At 40.9% G+C, this 21,594-nt stretch carries 12 protein-coding genes; all 12 read right to left on the bottom strand.

The features are described 5' to 3' along the window. Positions 1-353: 353 nt before the first annotated feature. The 12 genes from BM126_RS11605 to BM126_RS11660 are packed head-to-tail and all read right to left on the bottom strand — an operon-like array spanning position 354 to position 21,579. On the bottom strand, positions 354-1,046 hold the full coding sequence (locus BM126_RS11605) for a 4'-phosphopantetheinyl transferase family protein (RefSeq protein ID WP_090989663.1): 693 nt from the start codon (positions 1,044-1,046) through the stop codon (positions 354-356). 20 nt (positions 1,047-1,066) lie between these two features. Next, a complete protein-coding gene (locus BM126_RS11610) occupies positions 1,067-1,738 on the bottom strand; it encodes a hypothetical protein (protein WP_090989664.1) in 672 nt (223 codons plus the stop codon). Continuing rightward, complete coding sequence (locus BM126_RS11615; protein ID WP_177201409.1) at positions 1,719-3,323, bottom strand: non-ribosomal peptide synthetase; 1,605 nt, start codon at positions 3,321-3,323, stop codon at positions 1,719-1,721. The genes BM126_RS11610 and BM126_RS11615 overlap by 20 nt, the downstream gene beginning before the upstream one ends. 16 nt (positions 3,324-3,339) lie before the next feature. Beyond that, the gene (locus BM126_RS11620; RefSeq protein WP_090989666.1) at positions 3,340-4,071 is read right to left on the bottom strand and encodes a thioesterase II family protein; all 732 of its coding nucleotides are present in this window, start codon (positions 4,069-4,071) and stop codon (positions 3,340-3,342) included. Beyond that, positions 4,068-5,315, bottom strand: coding sequence for a beta-ketoacyl synthase N-terminal-like domain-containing protein (locus BM126_RS11625; RefSeq protein WP_090989667.1), 1,248 nt, complete (start codon positions 5,313-5,315; stop codon positions 4,068-4,070). Before BM126_RS11625 ends, BM126_RS11620 begins: the two co-directional genes overlap by 4 nt. Then, a complete protein-coding gene (locus BM126_RS11630; protein WP_090989668.1) occupies positions 5,308-9,819 on the bottom strand; it encodes an SDR family oxidoreductase in 4,512 nt (1,503 codons plus the stop codon). The genes BM126_RS11625 and BM126_RS11630 overlap by 8 nt, the downstream gene beginning before the upstream one ends. An 18-nt stretch (positions 9,820-9,837) precedes the next feature. Continuing rightward, on the bottom strand, positions 9,838-13,554 hold the full coding sequence (locus BM126_RS11635) for an SDR family NAD(P)-dependent oxidoreductase (RefSeq protein WP_090989669.1): 3,717 nt from the start codon (positions 13,552-13,554) through the stop codon (positions 9,838-9,840). Between the two features lie 33 nt (positions 13,555-13,587). Continuing rightward, positions 13,588-14,751, bottom strand: a complete 1,164-nt coding sequence (locus BM126_RS11640) for an ACP S-malonyltransferase (protein WP_090989670.1) — start codon at positions 14,749-14,751, stop codon at positions 13,588-13,590. Continuing rightward, positions 14,748-16,259 carry a condensation domain-containing protein gene (locus tag BM126_RS11645; RefSeq protein ID WP_090989671.1) on the bottom strand — a complete coding sequence of 504 codons (1,512 nt, stop codon included), beginning with the start codon at positions 16,257-16,259 and terminating at the stop codon, positions 14,748-14,750. Before BM126_RS11645 ends, BM126_RS11640 begins: the two co-directional genes overlap by 4 nt. Continuing rightward, the gene (locus BM126_RS11650; RefSeq protein WP_090989672.1) at positions 16,243-17,820 is read right to left on the bottom strand and encodes a non-ribosomal peptide synthetase; all 1,578 of its coding nucleotides are present in this window, start codon (positions 17,818-17,820) and stop codon (positions 16,243-16,245) included. Before BM126_RS11650 ends, BM126_RS11645 begins: the two co-directional genes overlap by 17 nt. Continuing rightward, entirely contained in the window at positions 17,786-18,988 is a 1,203-nt protein-coding gene (locus tag BM126_RS11655) for a condensation domain-containing protein (protein ID WP_090989673.1), read from the bottom strand. The genes BM126_RS11650 and BM126_RS11655 overlap by 35 nt, the downstream gene beginning before the upstream one ends. Continuing rightward, positions 18,982-21,579 carry a condensation domain-containing protein gene (locus BM126_RS11660; RefSeq protein WP_177201410.1) on the bottom strand — a complete coding sequence of 866 codons (2,598 nt, stop codon included), beginning with the start codon at positions 21,577-21,579 and terminating at the stop codon, positions 18,982-18,984. Before BM126_RS11660 ends, BM126_RS11655 begins: the two co-directional genes overlap by 7 nt. Between the last annotated feature and the right edge of the window lie 15 nt (positions 21,580-21,594).

Genomic DNA, 21,594 nt, shown 5'->3' on the forward strand with positions numbered 1-21,594 from the left:
TGAGACATCAGCCAAGCTAGCCTAGAGAAGTCCCTTCTAACCTTTCATGTGGTGACCAAAACGATTGAGGCCAGATAAACCTATATTTTGCCATACTTTCTTGCACTGCACTATTCAATCTCCCTTTGATATAGGCAAATTATCCAGGCAATTTCAACTGATTTTTATGCTCTCATTGGTTCCTTATTTTTTTCTCTGATTCCTATTTAGATACAAGATATGGATAACAAGGAAAATAGAAAGTATTGCTATTCCAGCTTTGAATGTCACCATTTTTAAATCTCCTTGTCATGTCTATCAAGTAAAGACCTGTATAACCCCAGCGGAAAAGGAAAGCTTCCTTTGCCCCTCCATTACCGCTCTGCATATCTCGCAGAATCCATTAAATTCCCCAATAATGCTTCCGTATCCGCTGTTTGCGATACGACGATCGTGCAGACCTCCATTTCATTCTTTATAAATGAAAAAGCTTTCAGGAAAGGGAAATTCTTAAAGTGAACCTGATAGATTTCCTGAGAGGCAGAAGCCATTAAAGAAACATCCTTTATTTCGTAGATAGAGTAATCTGCCAGTAAGCCTATTTTCAATGCCTTTCCAAGTGCTTCCTTGCAGCTGAAAAAAATATAAGCAAATTTAGAAAGGGGGGTGTGTTCACTGATGAGGCCCCTTTCCTGGACTGTAAGCAGCTTTTCAATAACCTTGCTGGTACCGATTGTCTCTATATCCACCCCTACCACTTCATCTTTTGAGTAGATAATGGAAAACGCGTAGTTTTTTGAATGGCTCAGACCCACTTCTATGCATTTATCCTTAATTATCGGATAGCGGAACGTCCCGTATTCTACTGTTACCTGGTTAAACTCAAGACCCAAAGACGGAAAATTCTCTTTCAGATTCTTTTTGATGGCATAACGCCCAACCAGAAACTCTCTTTTCCTGTTTTCATTCATCATTTTTCCATAGAGTTCAAGTTCCAGGGGACTCAGAACTTCAGCGGCCTCCATGTTCTCTTGTATATTTAGTTCTATTAATTTTGAGCATATCATAAAGTTTCCACGCCTTTTCTTTAAACTTGGATTGATTTATTGGAGGATAAGCCTTTATTCACTCTTTGATGAAGATAGTAATAAACAACCATGTCAGCCAGAAATCCCATATTCACAAGTGTGAGGAACCCTAAATAGATACTGTCCTTAATTTCGGATACATTAAAAACCGTAAATATACATATGAAAATCAGTAAACTGGCAGCGGCACTGAAAGGAACGACTTTTCTCTTCAGATAATGGATTTTCCTGTATAGTCCAATTACTCCCATGAAAATTCCGGCTATCATGAGGACCTGCCGAAGAGAAGTTAAATCAAACCCGCTTTCATGATAGGAGTAAACCGGAAGGGGCAGGCAGAGCAACAGCCCTGAAATGATCAGCAGCGAATCAATCCATTTCCGGTGCTGCCCCAGGGATATTGCGAACCACGCTAACGCTACATTTAAGTATGAAAGGCTGATTAATAATAACCCCGCAGCCATACTGCCCACAAACCAGTAAGTTTCAGCAGGAAAGGTACTATCCTTTCCTACAAACTTCAAAAATAAAATGAAATAAATTAAAACCGCAGTTAGTTTTAAACTCCAATATAGTTTCATTCTTTTGGTGAATGTATCCCTGAAAAACAGTCCGCTTTTAGAATCAAAGTCGTATTTCTTATACAAAAAGTCAAAGATGGTTCGCTGCATATTTTTTCTCTCCTAATACATTCAAAATTTCATGGACTGAAGGGTTTTGAATAATATCGAAAAAGCTTAGATCTGCATTGAATGTTTCATTGATATCCCTGGAAATTTCCCACACCGTCACGGAATCAAGCCCGAATTCAAATAAATTCGAATGAACCTCAAGCTGGCTGGAGTCCAGATATTTACTGATGACGTTTGTGAGCTTTACACTCTTTGGTACAAAGTGTTCCTCATACAATGCCCTGGTGTCCATCTTGCCGTTAGCCGTCAGTGCCAAGGTTTCCACCTCGACAATTTTCGAAGGAATCATATACATAGGGAGATGTTTTTTAAGGTCATCCGCTAATTTTTCATAGCTCGATGTAATGGCAAGATACACCTTTTTATCTTTAACAAAAGCATGGCAATTTTCAACGCCCAGGAATTTCACGGTATACTCAAGCTCCTGCAGATCAATCCGATATCCATTAATTTTTACTTGAGTATCCCTTCTTCCTATATATTCAAGTTTTCCAGTGCGGTCTAATCGAACCAGGTCACCTGTCCTGTAGACATCCATGCCATTCCATTTCACAAAGCTTTCTTCCGTTTTTTCAGGATTGTTGATATACCCAAGTGCCAGCCCCAAACCGCTGACATACAATTCACCTTCATTACTGCACTCTCCCTGCTCGTTGACAACATACGTGCATGTCCCATGGATAGGGGTGCCGATCCTGATTTCATCAGCGTCACCCTCCATGACATCAAGGGTGGTGAATACCGTATTTTCTGTTGGTCCATACCCATTGATTACTTTCGTATACTGCAATGCCTTTTTCACATGAGAAAGACTGAGCTGCTCACCGCCCACGATTACGTGACTTAGTTTTTTAAACATCCCCGGCTTTTTATCCACCCAGAAATTGAACAGCGAACAAGTAATCCACATCATATCAATACCTTGATTGATCCTATGCTCAACTGTATAGACATTTAATACTTCCGTTTTCGTCAGTAGAGCAAGTGTCATCCCGCTGAGCAGGCCTCCCCAGATTTCAATGATGGAGGCATCAAACTCCAGCTGGCTGATATGTGATATCGTCTTTCCGGGGCTCAGTCCCAATCTCTTTTCCCCAAGCAGCCTGATGACGGCACGGTCAGGGATTCCTACCGCTTTAGGAAGTGAGGTTGTACCCGAGGTAAAAATTACATAGCTCAGGTGTTCAGATGAACGGTGGACGGGTTTTTCAGGCTGTTCACCGGAAGCAGGCAATACATATAGTGACTCATCTATTGTAAAATCCACCGACAGGATTTCCCTCATCAGCTGTTTCCTTGTATCTGGATAGTCTTTATTAATGACCGTGTAAGCTCCTCCGGCTCTCCATATCGCAATCATGGCTGCAATCGCTTCGATGCTGCGATCCATTTCAATGGCAACTATATCGTGTTCTTGCACGCCCCATTCCTTCAATACCCGCAAATATCCATTGGATAGTTTGTTCAATTGCCCATAGGTTATGGTTCGATGGCTCTCCGCTATCGCCACAGAGTCCTGGTATTCTGATATATTCCAATCCAATATTTCCAGTAAATTTCCCACCAATTACAGCCCCCTGTTATTGTGATAACTTTTCTGGCTTAACAGCCGTTATGACGTCTATAACATCCTGCATTACTTCTTCCTCGTGGTCATAAAGAAAAAAGTGACCGGAAGGATAAAAATATTTTTTCACAATCCCTCTTGTTAAATCTGCCCAATGGTCCAATGAGGAAACAGACAAGTCTGCCTCTCCCTGGAATATCGAAATCTCAATAGATTCATCAAACACATGATAATGAAAACAATTGTTCAGATTGTATCTGTTTACTGACAAAATATCATTGCGCAGAGCAGGAAGGAACAGGTCCCTCATTTCCTTGGACGAAAACTGATCCTTCTTTATCAGGCCATATAATTCACATCTTTTAAGCAATGAATCATCATCTGTATACTCTTCATCCTGTATCTTGATTTTATGAGGAGGGGTCGCTGCCATAAATAGCAGCTTCCTCACGGTATAGCCAGCGGTTATCAGCATTTGGGCCACCTCATATACGAGTAAGCTCCCCATGCTGTAGCCGAGTAACATAATCGTTTCATCCTTATCCAGGACCTTGACAAGGCCCTGAAATAAATCCTTGGCGTTCTCTTGAATAGAATCATAGGCATCTTCAGAAAATCTCTTGCCATGACCTGCATAAATCAGTGAAATGACGTCCATATCTTTCTGTTTCTTGCGGACAGCCTGTTTTAAATGGGTAAAGACATTCACATGGGCGCCTGCATATGGGAAGCAAAGAAGCTTCATATCTCTTCTCTCCTATCTGTTACTGCTGAATGATCTTTAAATTTCATTAAAAGATTATAGCTATTTCCATGCATGGAATAAAACAGGGACGATATAGCATCATACTTTCCCGCATCCCTTGTCCAGATTTCTTCATCCGCTGCGGTGATTAACTTGTTAGGTTCATGGATTTGACTGCCTTGCAGGGAAATTCCCCGCTTCTTAGAATCCAGCAATCTGCACAAGCCCATAAAGCCGTAATAGCCGATAACATAGCCTATCTTTTCCTTCAAGTATCCCCCTTTAACATGAGGAAATTTTTTCTTGATGTTCCTCAGGCATGAAAACTCTGCAGAATCATCTATTTCATTTCCCCTGCCGTATAACTCAAGAAAAACCTCCGATTGCTCATTCAGTCCTGCACGTTCAAACGACCTCAATACGATGTTCTTTACTGCCTGGCGATTCATGATGGCATTGCCCATAGGCCCGAATGAAATATCAGTGATTTCCCCTAATATCCGGTCCCCATCTTGAAGGGCTTGCTGCCTTTCCTTAATGAGAAAGGCAGCCCCCCCTTCTGAAAAGAAATGGCCGGATGCATCTTGTTCGAAAGGCCCTATGAAGCGTTCCTTCCCCCTTCCGAAATGAGAGAGCTCATAAGGAACGGGAAAGGTAATGGCGCTTGACCCGCCAGTAATGGCACAGTCTATATCTCCGCTTTTTATCTTCAAATAAGCATGATGCATGGCTCCGATTCCAGATGTGGATGCTTCACTGACAGATTGAAGCGCATAGGAATGATTCACTTTGAGCAGCTTGAGATATCCCAGCGGATCTGCCAAATCAAAAGAGTCCTGGAGCTCCGCTGCGTGAATATTCATCAAGGTACTCTTGGCATGAGAGTCTGTGTTTGCCGTACCGACAGTCAATAGCAGCTGGCTCTTCGGATGAAACTCATTCCGGTCCAGCAGCCTCTGAAAAAGGGAAAGTGTAATTTTTTCACTGGAAAGCAGCAGTTGCTTTTTACCATCCGGAATATGATCAAGCATGAACACTTCATCAATGGATGGATAAAATACACCATCAAATGAATGACCATACTCTTCAAATTTTTGATGATGAATTCTCTCCATTTCATCCATGCGTTTTTTCAGTATCTTATCTTTATCCTCTATCCATTGTTCAATATCGTGATTTGAGGATTCCCCCTTATTAGGGAAATCGTACACATAATCTACAATGACGACCCTCCTATTATCCATTGCTCTCCTCCTGGAGCTCGGAGATATAATCGCTCAATTGAGTAATGGTTGAATAAACGAAGATATCTGCGACTTCAATATCCACGTCAAAATGGTCAGCAATCGGACTGTAAATAGCAAAAGCCTTGAGTGAATCTCCGCCTAATTCCGTGAAACTTTTGTTCACATCAATCACATCACAGCCGAGGATGGTAGCAAACGTAACGGTCACGAATTTCTCAATTTCATTCTGCTCACCCGCTCCGATAATTTCCAATTCCTCGTAGTTTTTAACCTGTACATTCTGCATTCCTTCAGAATGGCTACCTTCTCCACCGGAACTATCTCCCAGATATTCCTGAGGCAAATTTATATAAGCCCCGAGGTATTCCTCGGCTTTTCCGGCATTAAACTCCCCGACAATCATTTTCGGCTTGGCTTTTTCAAGAGAGAGTCTGATATATTCACGGCCCACAGCAGAGGAAATCGGCTTCATCAATAAATGTTCACTGGCAGCCGACAAATCACCAAAGTTCAAAGCCATTCCGGTTTCATTCCACCCAGGCCACTGCACCGCCGTACTCACAGCATCATTAAAGGCACTACCTTCCAGGAATGCATTCGCAAATGTGTAGGAAAACTGTCCGGCCGATCCAGCTATTGTCGTCATGGTAGAACTGGATACGAAGAAAGATAAGTTCTGATCAGCCAAATGCTTCTTCAGAAGTGTCATGCCTGTTATTTTTGGCGATAACACTTTCAAGAAGTCTTCCCTCGATTTTTGGAATAACATGCCATCTTCCGGAACACCAGCCAAGTGGACGACTCCTTTGATTGCTGCGGCTTCTGCAATTTCAGCTATCGCCCGCTTTACATCTTCTTCACATGTAATGTCACACTTATAAAAATGAAGGTTCGTTCCCTTCCTGTATATTTCCTGAATTTTTTTAAGCTTTTTCTCTTCTAATTCCGTCAAAAACTCTTTATCTGTCAGTGCGGCAAGCATGTCTGTACGTCCAAGGATGGCGATATGAACATCACGGCTGATGTTTAAGATTTCATCAATATATTCAAGTCCGATTCCCCCAAAGCCGCCTGTCACGATAACACCGTCGCCCTCATTCAGACGAATGCTCCTGTCTTCTAATTCCTTCAATTCAAGAAGGGATTCTTCATATATGACTGAGCCATCCACATAGATTTTTTTGCCATCGAATTCATCTGAAGATCCAAGGGAGAGCACATCTTTAAGCTTCATGTTTTTCATATGGATCATTTGAGTTGAAAATCCGGTGTTCTCCATTTCCAGGATTCTTCCTGAACTTAATAGAGAATAGCTTAGCGGGCTGATGGAACCTTTTCCCGGCGATAACGTAAAGGCATTATCCGCAGCCAATAGTACCTTCCCGTTTTTCTTCACCCACTTATTCACATTTTTAGAAAACTCAAAGTATCGGATCATTTCTTCCTCGATATCATCAAATTCAGAACTTGCTGTTGAAATCCACGGGGCATAGATGACATAGTTATATTTTTCCTTAATTTCTTGATCCTTCAGCTGTTTATAATCCATAAAATCCGCCTGGATTTCTTCATGTACCGGTATATCCTGATTTGATATCAGCAATATCCTTTGGTCTTTCCAATTTTCCGGTTTGAATTCCGGAAGGACAGCTGCTGATTTTTCCCACTCGACCGTATGCAGGGAAGGCTTGAAGTAAGCATTCGCGAATGATTTCATATTGTATTTTTCGACATAAGCGACTAGCTCGCCTCGGCCGTTAAAGATGGAGACGTTTGCTGAAATCACATCGTGGTCTTCGCTCGTCTCATATAAAAACTCGGTTTTTGAATACATCGTCTGTGTAAATTTATTACCGGTAAAAGTAAAAGCGCCATATGAAAGCGGAAGATAGTTTTTATCAAAAGACCGGACACGTTCAGATCCTTCTATTGCCAATATGCCTGCCCTTTCATAAACCATTGCGCCTAATATGCCATCAAGGATTGATGGATGAAGATAAAACTCATTCAAATCATTAAGGTAGTCTTCTTTTAATGTGAGAGCCATATGAAGTTCATTTTTTGACTTGATCGCGAGACGGAATTCCTGATCTCTGAAATCCCATCGGCCTTTAAAGAAGAGATTTTCTTCTGACTGCAGCTGAGCCGGTTCCAGATATTGTTCAAAATGAGTGCTTACGTCAATTGAATTATTCAGCATGTTTTCCGCCGTCTTCAGGCTAAACGAAGCATGTGTGACATAGCGGTCCATTTGATCGTTTTCATAAGAAAATACTTCAACATTAACGGCTTTCTGAGATACCTTGTTTACATGTATGAAAAATGTCCTGTTGCTCTCTTCCAGCTGAATCAGGTTTTTAAATAATAATTTTTCAATGGTGAAGGAGGAATTATCCAAGTAAAGTGTAGCAAGTTCAGCCGCAAGCTCTGTATAGGTAGTTCCCGAAAAGGTCCGTTTTCCTCCAATGCGGTGATCATCCACAAACCAGTCTTTTGGTGATAAGCTTACCGCGTACACATCGGATTTGTTTGTTTTTAGCGTCTGCCGCTTAATCAGCCTGAGATTGACAGGCAAACTTGCACCCTCATTTTGATAAATATTGTGCTTTCTGACATTTGCCCAAAACACTTCTTTTTTGAACTCATAAGTCGGCAGAGTGACCGTTGAAGCATGACTGTATGGTGTGGATTCAAGGGCTGAATCGTATCCATCGATATATAATTTAATCAGTTCAGGCAGTGTGAATTTCTCGCTTTCCATTTTCAGGCGCTGTTCCATGATATTCTTCAAGTCCGCTGTTAAAATGGATGGTTTTGAAAGGAAGATATCAAAGTGAACCGTGTCATTTTCAATCACATCAATGGACTGGCTCACTTTATCCAGGAATTCTTCCATCGTATCCGCATAAAAACCGATGCGTTCTTTAAAGTGGTTCCGCTTATGAATAAGGGTATAGGAAATATCCCTTAACCGGTTCTTCTGGATATACTTAGCATTCTTCACGTATTTTTTTAAGATTTCGGCAAGCTGTTCAGCAGATTGAGCAGAAAATACAAATGGATAAGATACATGATCTGAGTCCTCGGTATATTCTTTTTCGTATTCCTCCAGAATCATATGCGCGTTTGTTCCGCTGAATCCAAATGAACTGATTCCTCCGCGGCGCGGATACTTTCCTCTTTCCCATTTTTGCAGCTTTGTAGGGACATAAAATGGGCTATCCACGAACCTGATATATTCATTCGGAGATTCAAAAGATTCTATCGGGAAAATCTCCTTGTTCTGCAGGGCAAGGGACATTTTAATCAGTCCGCCTACCCCAGAAGCACCCACTGTATGCCCGATGTTTTCCTTAAGGCTTGTTATAGCGCAAAATCCCTTTTTATCGACATATTTCCTATAAGCGTCCGTAAGTCCCCTGAATTCAATGGGATCTCCTAATTTCGTTCCCGTTCCGTGCGCCTCGATATATTCAACTGTTTCTGGAGAGATTTGGCTTCTTTCATATACATCCAGAATCAGGTCTTTTTGGGCATGGGGATTGGGCGCTGTTAAACCATTCGATTTCCCATCGCTGTTGATCATGCTGCCGCGAATGACCGAGTAAATATTGTCATTGTCTGCAATGGCATCTTTCAGGCGCTTAAGGATGACAATCCCGACACCCTCGCCGAAAATCGTCCCTTGGGATTGGGCATCAAAAACTTTCAAAAGAGAACGCGGCGTTTCTACATCGCCATACTGATCGATGACGCCTCCCTGTCTTGGAAACAGTCCTAAGGCAATGCCCCCTACGATGGCTGTATCAATTTCCTTATCACGCAGTGTCTTCACAGCCAGATGCGCTGAAACCAGAGAAGAGGAGCAGGCCGTGTCAATGACAAAAGAGCCTCCGGATAGGTTAAAGATGTAGTTTAAACGGCTGGCAAGGATCCCTTCCCAGGTGCCTGAGTTCACATAGTTTGAATCTTCTTCGATTTCTGTGCGGTAATTTGCCGTAATCGATTTATCTTTCCCAATATAGACAGCCGTCCTGCTGTCCTTAATGTGATCTAATTTTATTCCAGCGTCTTCGAGAGCCAAATAAGAATGCTTCATGACCAGTCGGTGCGTGGGATCAATATATTTAGCTTCTTCACTTGAAATGCCGAAAAACTCTGGATCAAATGTATCTATATCATCAAGGTAGGCACCTTTTTCATTACAAAGGCGATCTAAAAATTCCTTGGGTGTGACATTCAAATGGCTGGCACCTTTATAGAGATAATCATGGTCTTTCGGAATATACTGGATACGGCTTTTTGGAAACTCCTTAAATCCCCGTTTTCCATATTTGTTCATGTTGTAAAAATCAAGCGTATCTTTTACATCCGAGTATTCACAGGAGATGCCTACAATTGCAATGTCATCCGGGATAACCTCTTTTAATAGTTCTTTACCTGCAGCAGAATCCAAATTTCCTTTTTGAATCTGTTCGAATAGATATTCACTCACTTTCATCGAATCGCCTCTTCCTTTTTATTTGTATAAGAAATCGTATATATCCTTTGCGTCAATGCTGATGGCCTTTTCCACTACATTTCTCTGACTCTTGGAATCTTCCACATAATCAATCTGTTCCTGAATGGTAGGAGTTGAAAAAAGTGTAGATACATCAAAGGTTTCCGGGAAGACCTTATTTAACTCATCGCACAGCTGGACAATCGTGATGGAATCTCCACCCTGTTCAAAAAAGCTGATAGAAGGATCGTACTCATCATCACCAAGCACACGCTTCCAGACATTGAGCACCATTTGCCCGGGTGACCCCTTTTCCCCTGCAGAAGCATGCCTGGATAGATGAGGTTTACTATTTTCTGCTTTCACTATTTTGCTGAGAATGGAAGAATAATTCTCTGCTTCCTGTTTAGTTTTGAACATGGAAGCATGCGGGATATCAGACTGAACGAACACATCAAGCAGCTTGACCCCTTCATCACTATTCAGCTTCTCGAAGTAAGGGTCGTGCTGATTTGCCGACATCCCCACGTCCATCCACCCAGTCAGATTCAAGGTTCTTACCTGGTTCTCTGAGTGTGCAAGACCGGATTGACAGGCATTTCCTGCACAATACTCAGCTTGGCCCAAGGCTCCGATAACTCCTGCCAGGGAAGAGAAATGGATGATTTCCTCTGTAAAGGAAAAATATTTCTGAAGAAGATAAGAACCGGTAATCTTACTTTTCGTTTTTTCACAGAATTCGCTGATTGCTTTATTTACAAACAGACCTTTTGCAGGTTCACCGGCAAAATTCAAAATGTAATCCACATTTTTACCTGATCCTTGCGCAAATGTCCTGACACTTTCTTCATCACCGATATCCAAAGTGATATACTCAACTTTGCTTGGCAATTTAGCAGGTGTGACTGTTCGTCTCCCAGCTGCCATAACAATGCTGTCAGGAAACTTTTCCGTCAGATATTTTGTATATTCCAGCCCAATCCCGGACCCTCCGCCTATCACAAGTACGGTGCGGCCGTCCAATTTCGCTGCAGTGTCAGCAGGGATTTTCAAACTCTTGAAACGGATAATATAGTAAGAAGGATTCCTGGATACAATAAAATCTTCATTCCCAAAATCAGTGTGAATAATATTTTCTGCATCTGATTGAACCGCTGTGTCTATTACCGTGACAGGAAAGTTCATCTCTAACCGTAAAGAATATAGACCCATTGCCGCACTCCGGTTTAATGGGTTCATGCTGTCATAACCGAAGATTCCTGTATTGATGTAATGAAATTTCTTGATATTCATTTTGTTCATATGTAATAGGAGTTTTCCTAACTCATATGTCTCACTTGCGATAGTCTCGAAATCCGTATAGTTCTTATCCCAAAAATACACATGTTCCCATAAATTGCTTCCTGAATCCAAATCCAGAATCTCCGAAATATTTTTAAAATAACGGACATTCCCTTCCACTCTCACATCCCCGCGCAATGATTCATGGATGATTACCAGGTTCCGATGACTTTTTTTCTCTTTAAACTGAGAAGCATGAAATTTTTCCTGATGGAAGATGGTTTGTTCCTCTCTTTGTGACAAGGAATTTTTCACTTTATAATCTTTAACAGATAGAATCAAATTGTCGTAGAGATCATATAGCCTTATATCATAAGAAAGAATGATATTTCCGGTATCGTCTCCAATCCGTTCCTTTAGTTCAATCTCGGAGAAGAATTCATCGCCTTTTAGGCTGCCTTCCGCAAATTGAATTTCCTTCCAAAGCCAGGGAAACAGGATACTATCTGGTTCCGCAAGCCGATTCCATGCATTAAAAGCTGGATCTAAAATAGATGGGTAGTAGTCGTAGAGTTCAAATTCCTTTTCAAATGATTCCGGCACCTTCAGCTTTACCAGGGCTTTCGTTTGTTCCTGGTTCACCCAAAGACTATCTATTACATCCCACCGCTTGGATACTTCGATTTCTTCATCCGATTCGCCAACCTGATTGGTCACCTCTATTTCTTCAAAGCTGTTGGCATGATGGCCAAAAGATTCACCAGCGTTAGAACGTGATGCAGGGACAAGATCGAATTGCAGCCAATTTTTTATTACTTCTCCCGCCGTAAAGCTGATTTTTCCGCTTAGTGAATGTTTATCCAGGGACAGCACAACTGTAAAGGCGCCTTGTTCTATCGTAAGCTGGTTCAGTATCTGCAGGTTTTTTACATCATAGGTTACAAGATTATAAGACGTCCGTGATAATCCCTGTGAGAGGATTTCAAAAAATCCCGTACCGACCATGAGATGCTTTTTATTGAACTTGTGCTCCCTTATTTCCCAGTTTTTCTGTATATGAAGGGGATACTGAATAATCAGGGTTCTGTCATCCTCTATTTTTTGCAGTGAATTTTTCAAAGCAAATGAATTAGACAGCTGCGGAAACCAGTACGAGCGTAAATCTAAATTCAACGGGAGATCAGGAGACGGCCTTTCCATCGAGATTCCCTCCAGCACAACGTGTGCATTGGTTCCTGTCATACCAAAGGAACTGATTCCTGCATAAGAATGAGGTTCTATGTCATGAGCTTTATCCGGGATAAAAAATACCGACTCCTCAAAATCTATTTCTTCATTTGGTATCTTGAAATCTGGATGAGGAAGAATGGTCTGGTACTTTAAACTCAAGACTGACTTAATCAGGGAAAATAAACCCGACGCTACATCCAAATGTCCAAAATTAGACTTGCAGGAGTTCAGTGCAACAGATTGCCTGAACATATCATGAGATAAAAAGTAATTATTCAGACTTTCAAATTCAATCGTATCTCCAATGGCGGTCCCTGTTCCGTGAGCTTCTATAAAGGCTAAATTCCCTAATTGGCTGCACAATGGCGCCCATGCCTCTTCAAGTAAATTTTCCTGAGCCATCGGATTTGGGGAAGACATATTCATTGTCTGCCCGTCATTATTCATCGCATAATTTTTTATAATGCCATAAATATGATCTCCATCCCGTTCGGCGTCACTTCTTCTTTTTAAGATGACCGAACAGACACCCTCGCCCATAGAGGCTCCTGTACTTCTTTCATCAAAGGCGCGAGTCCTTGAATCACCAGACAGGATATCAACCAGTTTTTCTTCCTTGAATCCAGGCTTCACATATAGGTTTGAACTTACTGCGATTGCACTGTTGACTGTTCCGTTTCGCAGGTCGTTACATGCCTGGATTACGGAAACCAAAGAGGAAGAACAAGCTGTATCCGTCATAAGAGAAGGACCGTTTAAATTAAACACATAGTTGATCCTGCTGGAAATCGTGGAATTGAGGATGCCCAGCAAATCCGGTGTCAATTCATGCTTTTGCAGCAATAATTGGTACTGATATTGCTGTGTCGTATTCACACTTCCGTATACACCCGTTTTTGTACCGCGTATTTTCTTCAGATATCCGCTATCATTCAATGCCCTTGTTGCAGATAAAAGGCTCATCCGCTGATTGGGATCCATATATTCTGCGCTTTTTTGGGAAATGTTAAAAAATTTATGGTCAAACGTATCTATGGAGTCAAAATATGAACCTTCAAAAAACTGTTCTTCATTGGCCAGTAAACCCGTCTGGCGGATCCTCTTTTCTGGAAATCTCCCTACGGATACACGTTTATTTTTTAAAAATCCCCATGTATCCTGATGGCCTGGGCAATGAGGCAGAGAAATATCCAAACCAATGATTGCTATATCTTCCGTTATCAAATTTACTCATCCCCTTTTTTCTTCTTTCGAAGATCAGCCAATAGCTTCCCATGCCAGTTTATTCTTATATTCTTCGATATCATTCTCTTGTACTTTTTTTGTACGCAAGATTAAATCCAGCAGATTTAAGGTCATATCTATTTCTCTGTCAGTGCTTTCCTTCCCAATTTGCGACTTAATCTGGTTATATCCGCTGACAACGATATTGTTGTAGGCAGCTGTGTCATCACAATTATTTTTTGTCGATACAATAATCCCCAGCGCTCTTGAAAACAGATCATACTTTTTGTTGACCTCAATATCATCTTTCAATTCTGCAGTCAGCTTTTTCATATTCTCTTCATCGTGAAAGCTGAAAATATTAAATGAATCCTTAAACATGGACATGAACATGCCAGTTGGAGATAAGTCTACAAATAGCTGTATTCCATGTTCATCAGCGAATTCTGCGGATTGTTTCCATCTCACGGGATTGACAATTTGACTGGCTATCTCTTCTTCGATAGAGTCCGCGGCATATTCATCGGCAAGCCTATTGCTGATGACTTTTGTTTGCCAGACTTTATTGAAGGAAAGCTCTTTAATCTGCTGGGTTACACTCTCAAGTGCACCCTCCATTAAAGGGGTATGGAACGCGCCGCTGACTCCTAACCGGACACCCTCTAGGCTGTTTTTCTCTACAAAGTCTTCCAATGCTGTTTTTGTTCCGGAGATGATCGTTTGTTTCTTGGAGTTATAATTGGCTATATATACGTCCTCCACCCCTTCTATCAATTCCTGGATGGTTTCCTGTGAATTGAATATTGCCATCATTGCCATGCTATCCGTTTTATCTATTACCTGTTGCATGGCCTTTCCGCGGATGTCTACTAATTTCAATCCTGTTTCGAAATCCATGGCTCCCGCAATCGTTAAAGCCGTAAGTTCTCCTAAACTATGCCCTAAAACATATTTGGGATATAAGCCGATTTTTTGTTTATAAAGCTGATACATGCACATGCCGCCAACATATGAAACCAATTGTGCCTTCCATGTATCACCGGTTAAGTCCTCCGTAATCCATTCACTGATTGGCAGCTGTAATTGGTCCTCCGCTCTTTGAATGAGTGCCAGAGTACTATCATTTTGCAGCCACATGTTTTTTTGCTGTTCCTTAATTCGTGTCCCCTGTCCTGGCAAAAGCAATGCTATATTCATATATTTTTAGCCTCCTCTAGATTATCCATGATTTTTTTTGTCAGCATTTCTGCTGTATAGTTTGTGAAAAAGTCTGAAATTTTTAAGTTAATATTAAATGCCTGTTTTATGTTTTTCTTGAACTTGACAAGCAGCAAGGAATCCATCCCGAGATCAAAGAAGCTTTCATCTTTTCCGATGGTTTGGCCTTCATTCAGCAATGAGCTGACCATTCCCGTCACTTGCCGGTAGATTCTTTCCTGGTCCAAAGCATTTTGCTCATCAATGGCACCAGCCTGTTCTTCTTTTTGTTTTTCTTCTGGAATTGTAAAATCAAACAGTTCGCTTACAGGAGCTTTTTCATTGTCATATAAGATCCCTGCCATTCGTTTGAAAAGAACTAATAGTTCCTCCAGTTCGTTCCGCTGATACTTGCCCGATATGATATTGATCGTTAGTTCCTTTCCTTCTTGATAGACCACGAAATGCAGGCCATATTTGTCATCCAGATATAAACTGGATTCTTCCAGGATGATGGGAGGATTTTCACTCAGCCTCTTTTCAATCAAGCTTCCGGATTTATAATCAAATACAATGTCAGTGAAAATATTCAGACGGTCCATCCGCGATGTATTCTTGATTTCCTGGTAGTAATTCCGTTTAGAAAAACTTGAAAATATCTTACGCTGATTGGATAAAATCATTTCTTCCGCATTGATATCCTGCAAAGGCATCTCCTGATGAAATGGAATGAGCTGAACGAAATTACCCAGCATTCTAAAGTTGGATTGATCCCGGCCTAAAAAAGGATAGGAAAGGTACACAGAAGGTGTTTTAAGCCACTGTGCCAAACTGCATGTCAGCGCGGTTAATAATACGGAAAAATCAGAAAATTTTTTCTCTGTTCGTTCAGATAACACATACTTTTCTTGGAGGCTGTTCGTTTGGATTTCCTGTTTGGCTGCTAAGCTTTTCCTGAATGATTCATACCCTGTAAAAACGATCTCTTCATGATTTGTTTTTACTTTTGAGTATCCAGGCGTCTCTTCTACTTCTGACTCGCGGGCATCATACAAATTTGAACCATTTCTTTCATCACCGAGGTATTCAGTTATTACCTCCCTTAAAAACTGATTGACACTGAATCCATCCAATAACACGTGGTGGATGTTGAAAAATAAGTAGTCATAAGGTTCATTCAAAACCTTGCATAATACCACTCGCACCAGCACGCTGTCTTCAATGGTTACCAGGTTTTCCTTACATACCTCATCCTTATCAAATTTGGCATATTTCCTTATCTCAATCATTGGAGCTTCCATATGGATGCATCTTTTAATTTCTGAATCAATTTGAAAATACGTACTAAAGATCCTGAATTTTTCAAAATACCTGTTTATGACTCCATACATTCTCACAATATCCATGCCTGTTTCAAATTTCACAAAGAGAGGGATATTGTAGGAATACTTGCTTTCAAGACTGCTATGAATGATCTTTTTTTCGGTCTCACTAACTATTCCTGACATTTTCCATAATCTCTCCCATTGTCTGGCTAAAGAGCATATTCAAATCCAGGTTATATCCTTTCTCACCCATTATCCAAATAATTTCCATAGCTTTTATCGAATCGCCGCCTAATTCCAGGAAGGTTTGATCCTTTGAAATCCCTTTATCCAGAATCTCTTCGAATGCTTCCTGAAATTCATCAGCTAACTTGTCTTTAAGCGGGGTCTCCTTGATTGCACCGATATCTGTTTTACCATTAGCCTTCATGGGGATGCTGTTCACAAGCTTCACCGTCGGAATCATATATTCAGGTAATCTTTGCTTCAGAAATTGACGGAAGTCATTCAGTTCTACCTGATCCTGAATATAGAGATAAAGCCGTGTTCCATCATAATGTGCCAAACAATCCTTCTGTAAGCCATATTCGGAAGCGCATTTCTCAATTTCACTTAATTCAATCCGATAGCCTGATACTTTGACTTGCCGGTCCTTTCTTTCGACATACATAATCTGGCCGCCTGAGTTCACATATACAATGTCCCCGGTTCTGTAATAGCGGTTACCTTGCCAAGTAAAAAAAACGTTTTGGCTCGCTTGATCATCTCCTACATACCCACGCATTAATCCTGAATCAGAGATGCATAACTCCCCCTGCTCCCCTTCGGCTGCCTGATCGCCTTCATTTAAGATTAAATAAGTACCCTGATCAAATATTTGTCCAATCGGTATCTCTGTTTCATCTCCTTCCACTTCATACTTTGTAGCAAAAACAGTTGTCTCGGAAGGACCATATACATGCAAGACGGTACAGTACTTTGCAGCAGCTGTCAGATGGCGTACAGAACAGCGTTCCCCGCCTGTCAAAATTAACGATACTTTTTGGAGTTCTTCCCCGATTTCATCTACATATAAATTAAATAGACGCGTTGTCAGGAACATCATATCAATCTCATTGAATATGTCTGACATGATCTGCGGATCCAGGCTGTCATCCTTACTGATCAAACGGAGGGTCAATCCATTCAATAAACCCCCAAATATTTCATATATAGAAGCATCAAATTCAATTGGAGCCAACTGGGCGATAACTTCACCCTCGTAAAAATCATTCGTATTCACGATCTTTTGTATCGACCTATCTTCGATTGCCACAGCTTTCGGCTCTCCAGTTGAACCGGAGGTGAATATGATATACAGTAAGCTTTCATTGTCCCTTTCAGTGATTACAGGGCTGAAATACGTATTCTCCTCTTGAATGCTTTCTAAATTCCGCAGGGTCCATTTTACATTTACCTTTTTTCTCATTTGTTCTTTTCTGTGCTCTGGGTATGTATTGGGGATCACACAAAATGCTGCTCCGCTGCGGACAACCCCAATCAAGAGACAAATAGTTTCAAATCTGTCATCGCATTCAATGGCTATGACATCTTCTTTCATGGCGCCAAGGCTTAGCAAGTAACCCGATACCTTCTGTGTAAGATTGTCCAGCTGCTTATAAGTAAGAGTTTCTGTCGGCCCGATTATCGCTTTTTTATCTGGTGTATTATTAAATGCTTTCGTAAGGCTGGCTATCAAATCCAACTATATTCCCTCCCATACTGTCAAGAAGCCTAAAAAATTCCTCGCATATCTCCCTGATATCCTGTTCTCTATACTTACTGCTGTTATACTCTGCCTCCAGGCTCGTCTGCAGTTTACTGATGTTGATTCTAAAATATACATCAAACTTACAAAGCTGATCGACAGGAATAAACCTGAAATGACTAAACATGTTTTCTTCATAAGAATAAACAATCGGAAATTCAATTGAATGGAATGATTCCATTTCTTTTTTATGAAAAATGGCTAGCTGATCAATAAATCCTTGTGTTATTTTTTCAAGAAGACTCAATTTTGAACTGATTTTTTTCGGATGCAGAGATACCAGGCATCCTATTTCCGAAAAATTCCTCGAATGCATTCTCCAGTTCCCAACCGTGCCATATACGCTTCCAGGACAATGTTTAACTAAAGCCTCTTCCAATATCCCCTGATAACAGGCATTTTTGGTCACATGAAGACTTCTTGAGAGATGGTCAATTATTTGAAGCCTTCTCATATCGACAATCACTTCCACTCGTTCCATGGTATGGTGTTTTCCTGCTTTTGCAGCCGGAATCCGGAGCATATCCAGTGAATCAAGCGCACCCCCATTTTTATCCTCAGCACTCCTGATCAGCTGATAGGCGGAACCGTCGAATTCCCCCGGCACATCCGGTTCGTCCCCTGATAAAAATTGAAGAAATGACTTTTCAAAATTTCTGATGCCAAGACCATCAATACAGATATGATGAAATTCAATATACAAATATCTCTTATTCTCACTTTTTACTAATTGAAGGCGCCAAGGGTATTGTTCCGTTAAATCAATGAACAGCTTACTGTTTTTCACATACCTTTCTATTGGGGTTTCCGTTTCAATGGATTCAACCGAAAAATGGTCCGGTGTAAGCGGTACGAATTTCTGGTAGAACTTTCTGCCCGCTGGATCATAATGATAGTTCATTTGTAACGCAGTATATTTTTTCATCGTCCGGTAAGCCGCCCCGGAAATCTCATCATCCGTCACGGCACCTTCAATATCATAGATAACCGGGAGGCGATACAGCGGCAGCTTATTGCAAATGAACATCTTTCTTTGCATCGCGGTTAATTCAATCATTTCATCACAGCTTTGGGTATCTCGATGGAGACGTTCCTGGGTTAGCATTTGGAAGCCTCCATTTCAAAGCTATCTGTGGCATCAAGACGCTTTTGCAGCCTAGATAGCAATGCATGCACTTCGTTTGCACTATATATCTGGGTGTCCATATAGATATGAAGCTTGCCGTATTTTTCATTCAATTCCAAGTTGAAAAATATCTGAAACTTCGATTTCCCTTTAAACTCCATTGTTTCCGTAAACACTTTAGAATCGCGGTCATTCGGCACCAGTGTCTGAAAAACAATTTTAGGAAACTCCAGGGAAAAACCTGCTTCGTTCAAGTCATATATACTCACAGCTTGATTTTGACGTGCAAGCAATAGGTTTTTCCTGATTACACTTTCATCATTTCTATCGAAAAACACTGGAAGCACCCTTGCAAATGAACAAATCACTTGGTCTGCATATGGAAACACCCTTCCATGATAGACAGCACCGATATAGCCTTTTGGACAATTGAATACATCGGCTAAAGCGGCGGTTATATGATGCAAAGTGTCAGCTTCAATAACCTCATGGCTCTGTTCCTTTAAAGGAAATGTCACTTGAAAATGACTGAATGACCCTTTGGTTAATTCCGGTTTTCCAATATTGGCGAATTCATTATTTTTCTTGATCGTTTCCCATTCTTTTAATGCTTTTCTTCTGGCTGCTTCATAAGGTCCGGCCAGGTGCCGGAGTTGGACGAATTCAGGCAAGCTGTTTTGGAGAAACACTTGTTCTATTTGAGATAAAAAGATTCCTGCAGATAAATCATCCACAATAAGATGATGCATATTTATATATAGATAGATATCTTCTGCATCTTTCACCTTGAGGACCCGGATATCCCAAAGTTTTTGGTCACCCTTTATCCGAAGTGTGCTTTTCAATTTTTTTAGACTTTTTAGGTCTTCCACTTCTTCCAGCTCTATTTTCCTCTGTTCCGCCTGTGATACCTTGCCTATTACGTTTCCACTTGAAAAGCGGAATTCCGTGTAAAACATTTCATTTTGTTTCACTATTAATTCAACAGCCGAGATGAAATGATCCAGATTGTCCTGCACATTTTCTGCTAATCTGAAAGCGTATTTTACGTTATACATATCTGAATGGAGGAATCTGAAGCTATCTATGAAAATCGGTTTTAAAAAGTTCGGCAATATATACTCGCCGCTTTCTCCCACTTCATTTCTGGGGAGTTCCGAAACGCCGCTTCCCATGGAAATGATTTTCCTCTTGATTTCCCCGATCGTCTTAGATTGATAAATATCCTGATAAAATAATTGGATGCCATACTTTTCATGCACAAGTGATATTAATTTGGCAATTTCAAGCGATGAAATTCCTGAATCAAAAATATTTTCTTCCTCATCAAATCCGGTAAGCAGATTTGCCAGTGAATCGAGTTCTGCCTTCACCCCGTGTTGCAGAGCAGGTTCCTTACTCACTTCACCCTGACCGCCATTCACAGATTGAGACAAATCTATTCTGTCTATCTCCTGCAGTTTCGTATCTAAATGTATGCAGATGTTTTGAAAGTCTTCATTGTCACACCTATACTCCAGGATGAGCTCATTATTGAATTCCTGAAATTGAAGATGATTGTCATATTTATACAAATACTCCCCGAGTTCCAAATTAAAAAACACGTTCAGGTTTTTGGAGGAATCCAGCATACGGGTATAAGAAATAATGCCATCAAACCCCCTCATCCCTACTATCTTCATATATTCTTCATATGAAAAAGAAGCAGATCGCTCAATAGCAGCGAACAAATTTCTAAAGATCCGGCTTCCATTGGCGGAATAACTCTTTAAAGAATCTACAGATACCGGATACGGGACAATGTCTGTAAAATTACCGATTACTTCAGAATGTACACGTTTATCCTTCCTGGAAGTGACAACTCCAAATAGGTTTCGGTCATACTTGCTTAATAATCCGATAGTGAATAAAAGGACACCGAATTTCGTCATCCTCAACTTCCGGCCAAGGGACGACAGCGCTTCATTTGCAGCATCTGACAATCGCTGCATGCAAGTGACGGGATGCTGCAATTTTACCGGGATGTTTTTTCCTTCTGATACAGCTGTTAATTCTTTCATATAGGCATCATGCGCCGCACTTGGGGATAAGGGTTTGCTGGCAGTCATTGAGCCGAAGTAGCTTTCCCCCCCGGCAGCAACCGATTTCCCGGACAGTTTTTTCTCAAGTGTCTCTAAAAACAGAGGAAGAGAATCGCCGTCGAATACTAAATGGTGAAAAAGGAACTCGACAGCTTGTTCATCCTCTTTGATAAAATATCTGGCCAGCCGTTCATTTTTAAAAATATCTATCTTGATACCTTTTAATGGGACGTCACTCCTGAAATCCATTGCAGTGTATTCATCCAATGTGAAATGATATAGCAGATCTTTTTCAGTGATTCTGCATTTGAATGAATCAATGGAATTCATTACTTCCCCAATGGCTGCTTCCAGAACATCCTTCGGCAGATTTTCATAGCTTACTGAAAAATAAATGTCATAATTTTTCTTATGCATTTCGGCATATAAAATCTTTTCATTAAAAGGGGCTAATTCATAATACTTCAAATCATTTAGCGAACTATTCATCCACATCTCTCCCCT

Origin of the sequence: Bacillus sp. OV322 (assembly GCF_900112495.1) — a bacterium.
Lineage (GTDB): Bacteria > Bacillota > Bacilli > Bacillales > DSM-1321 > Peribacillus.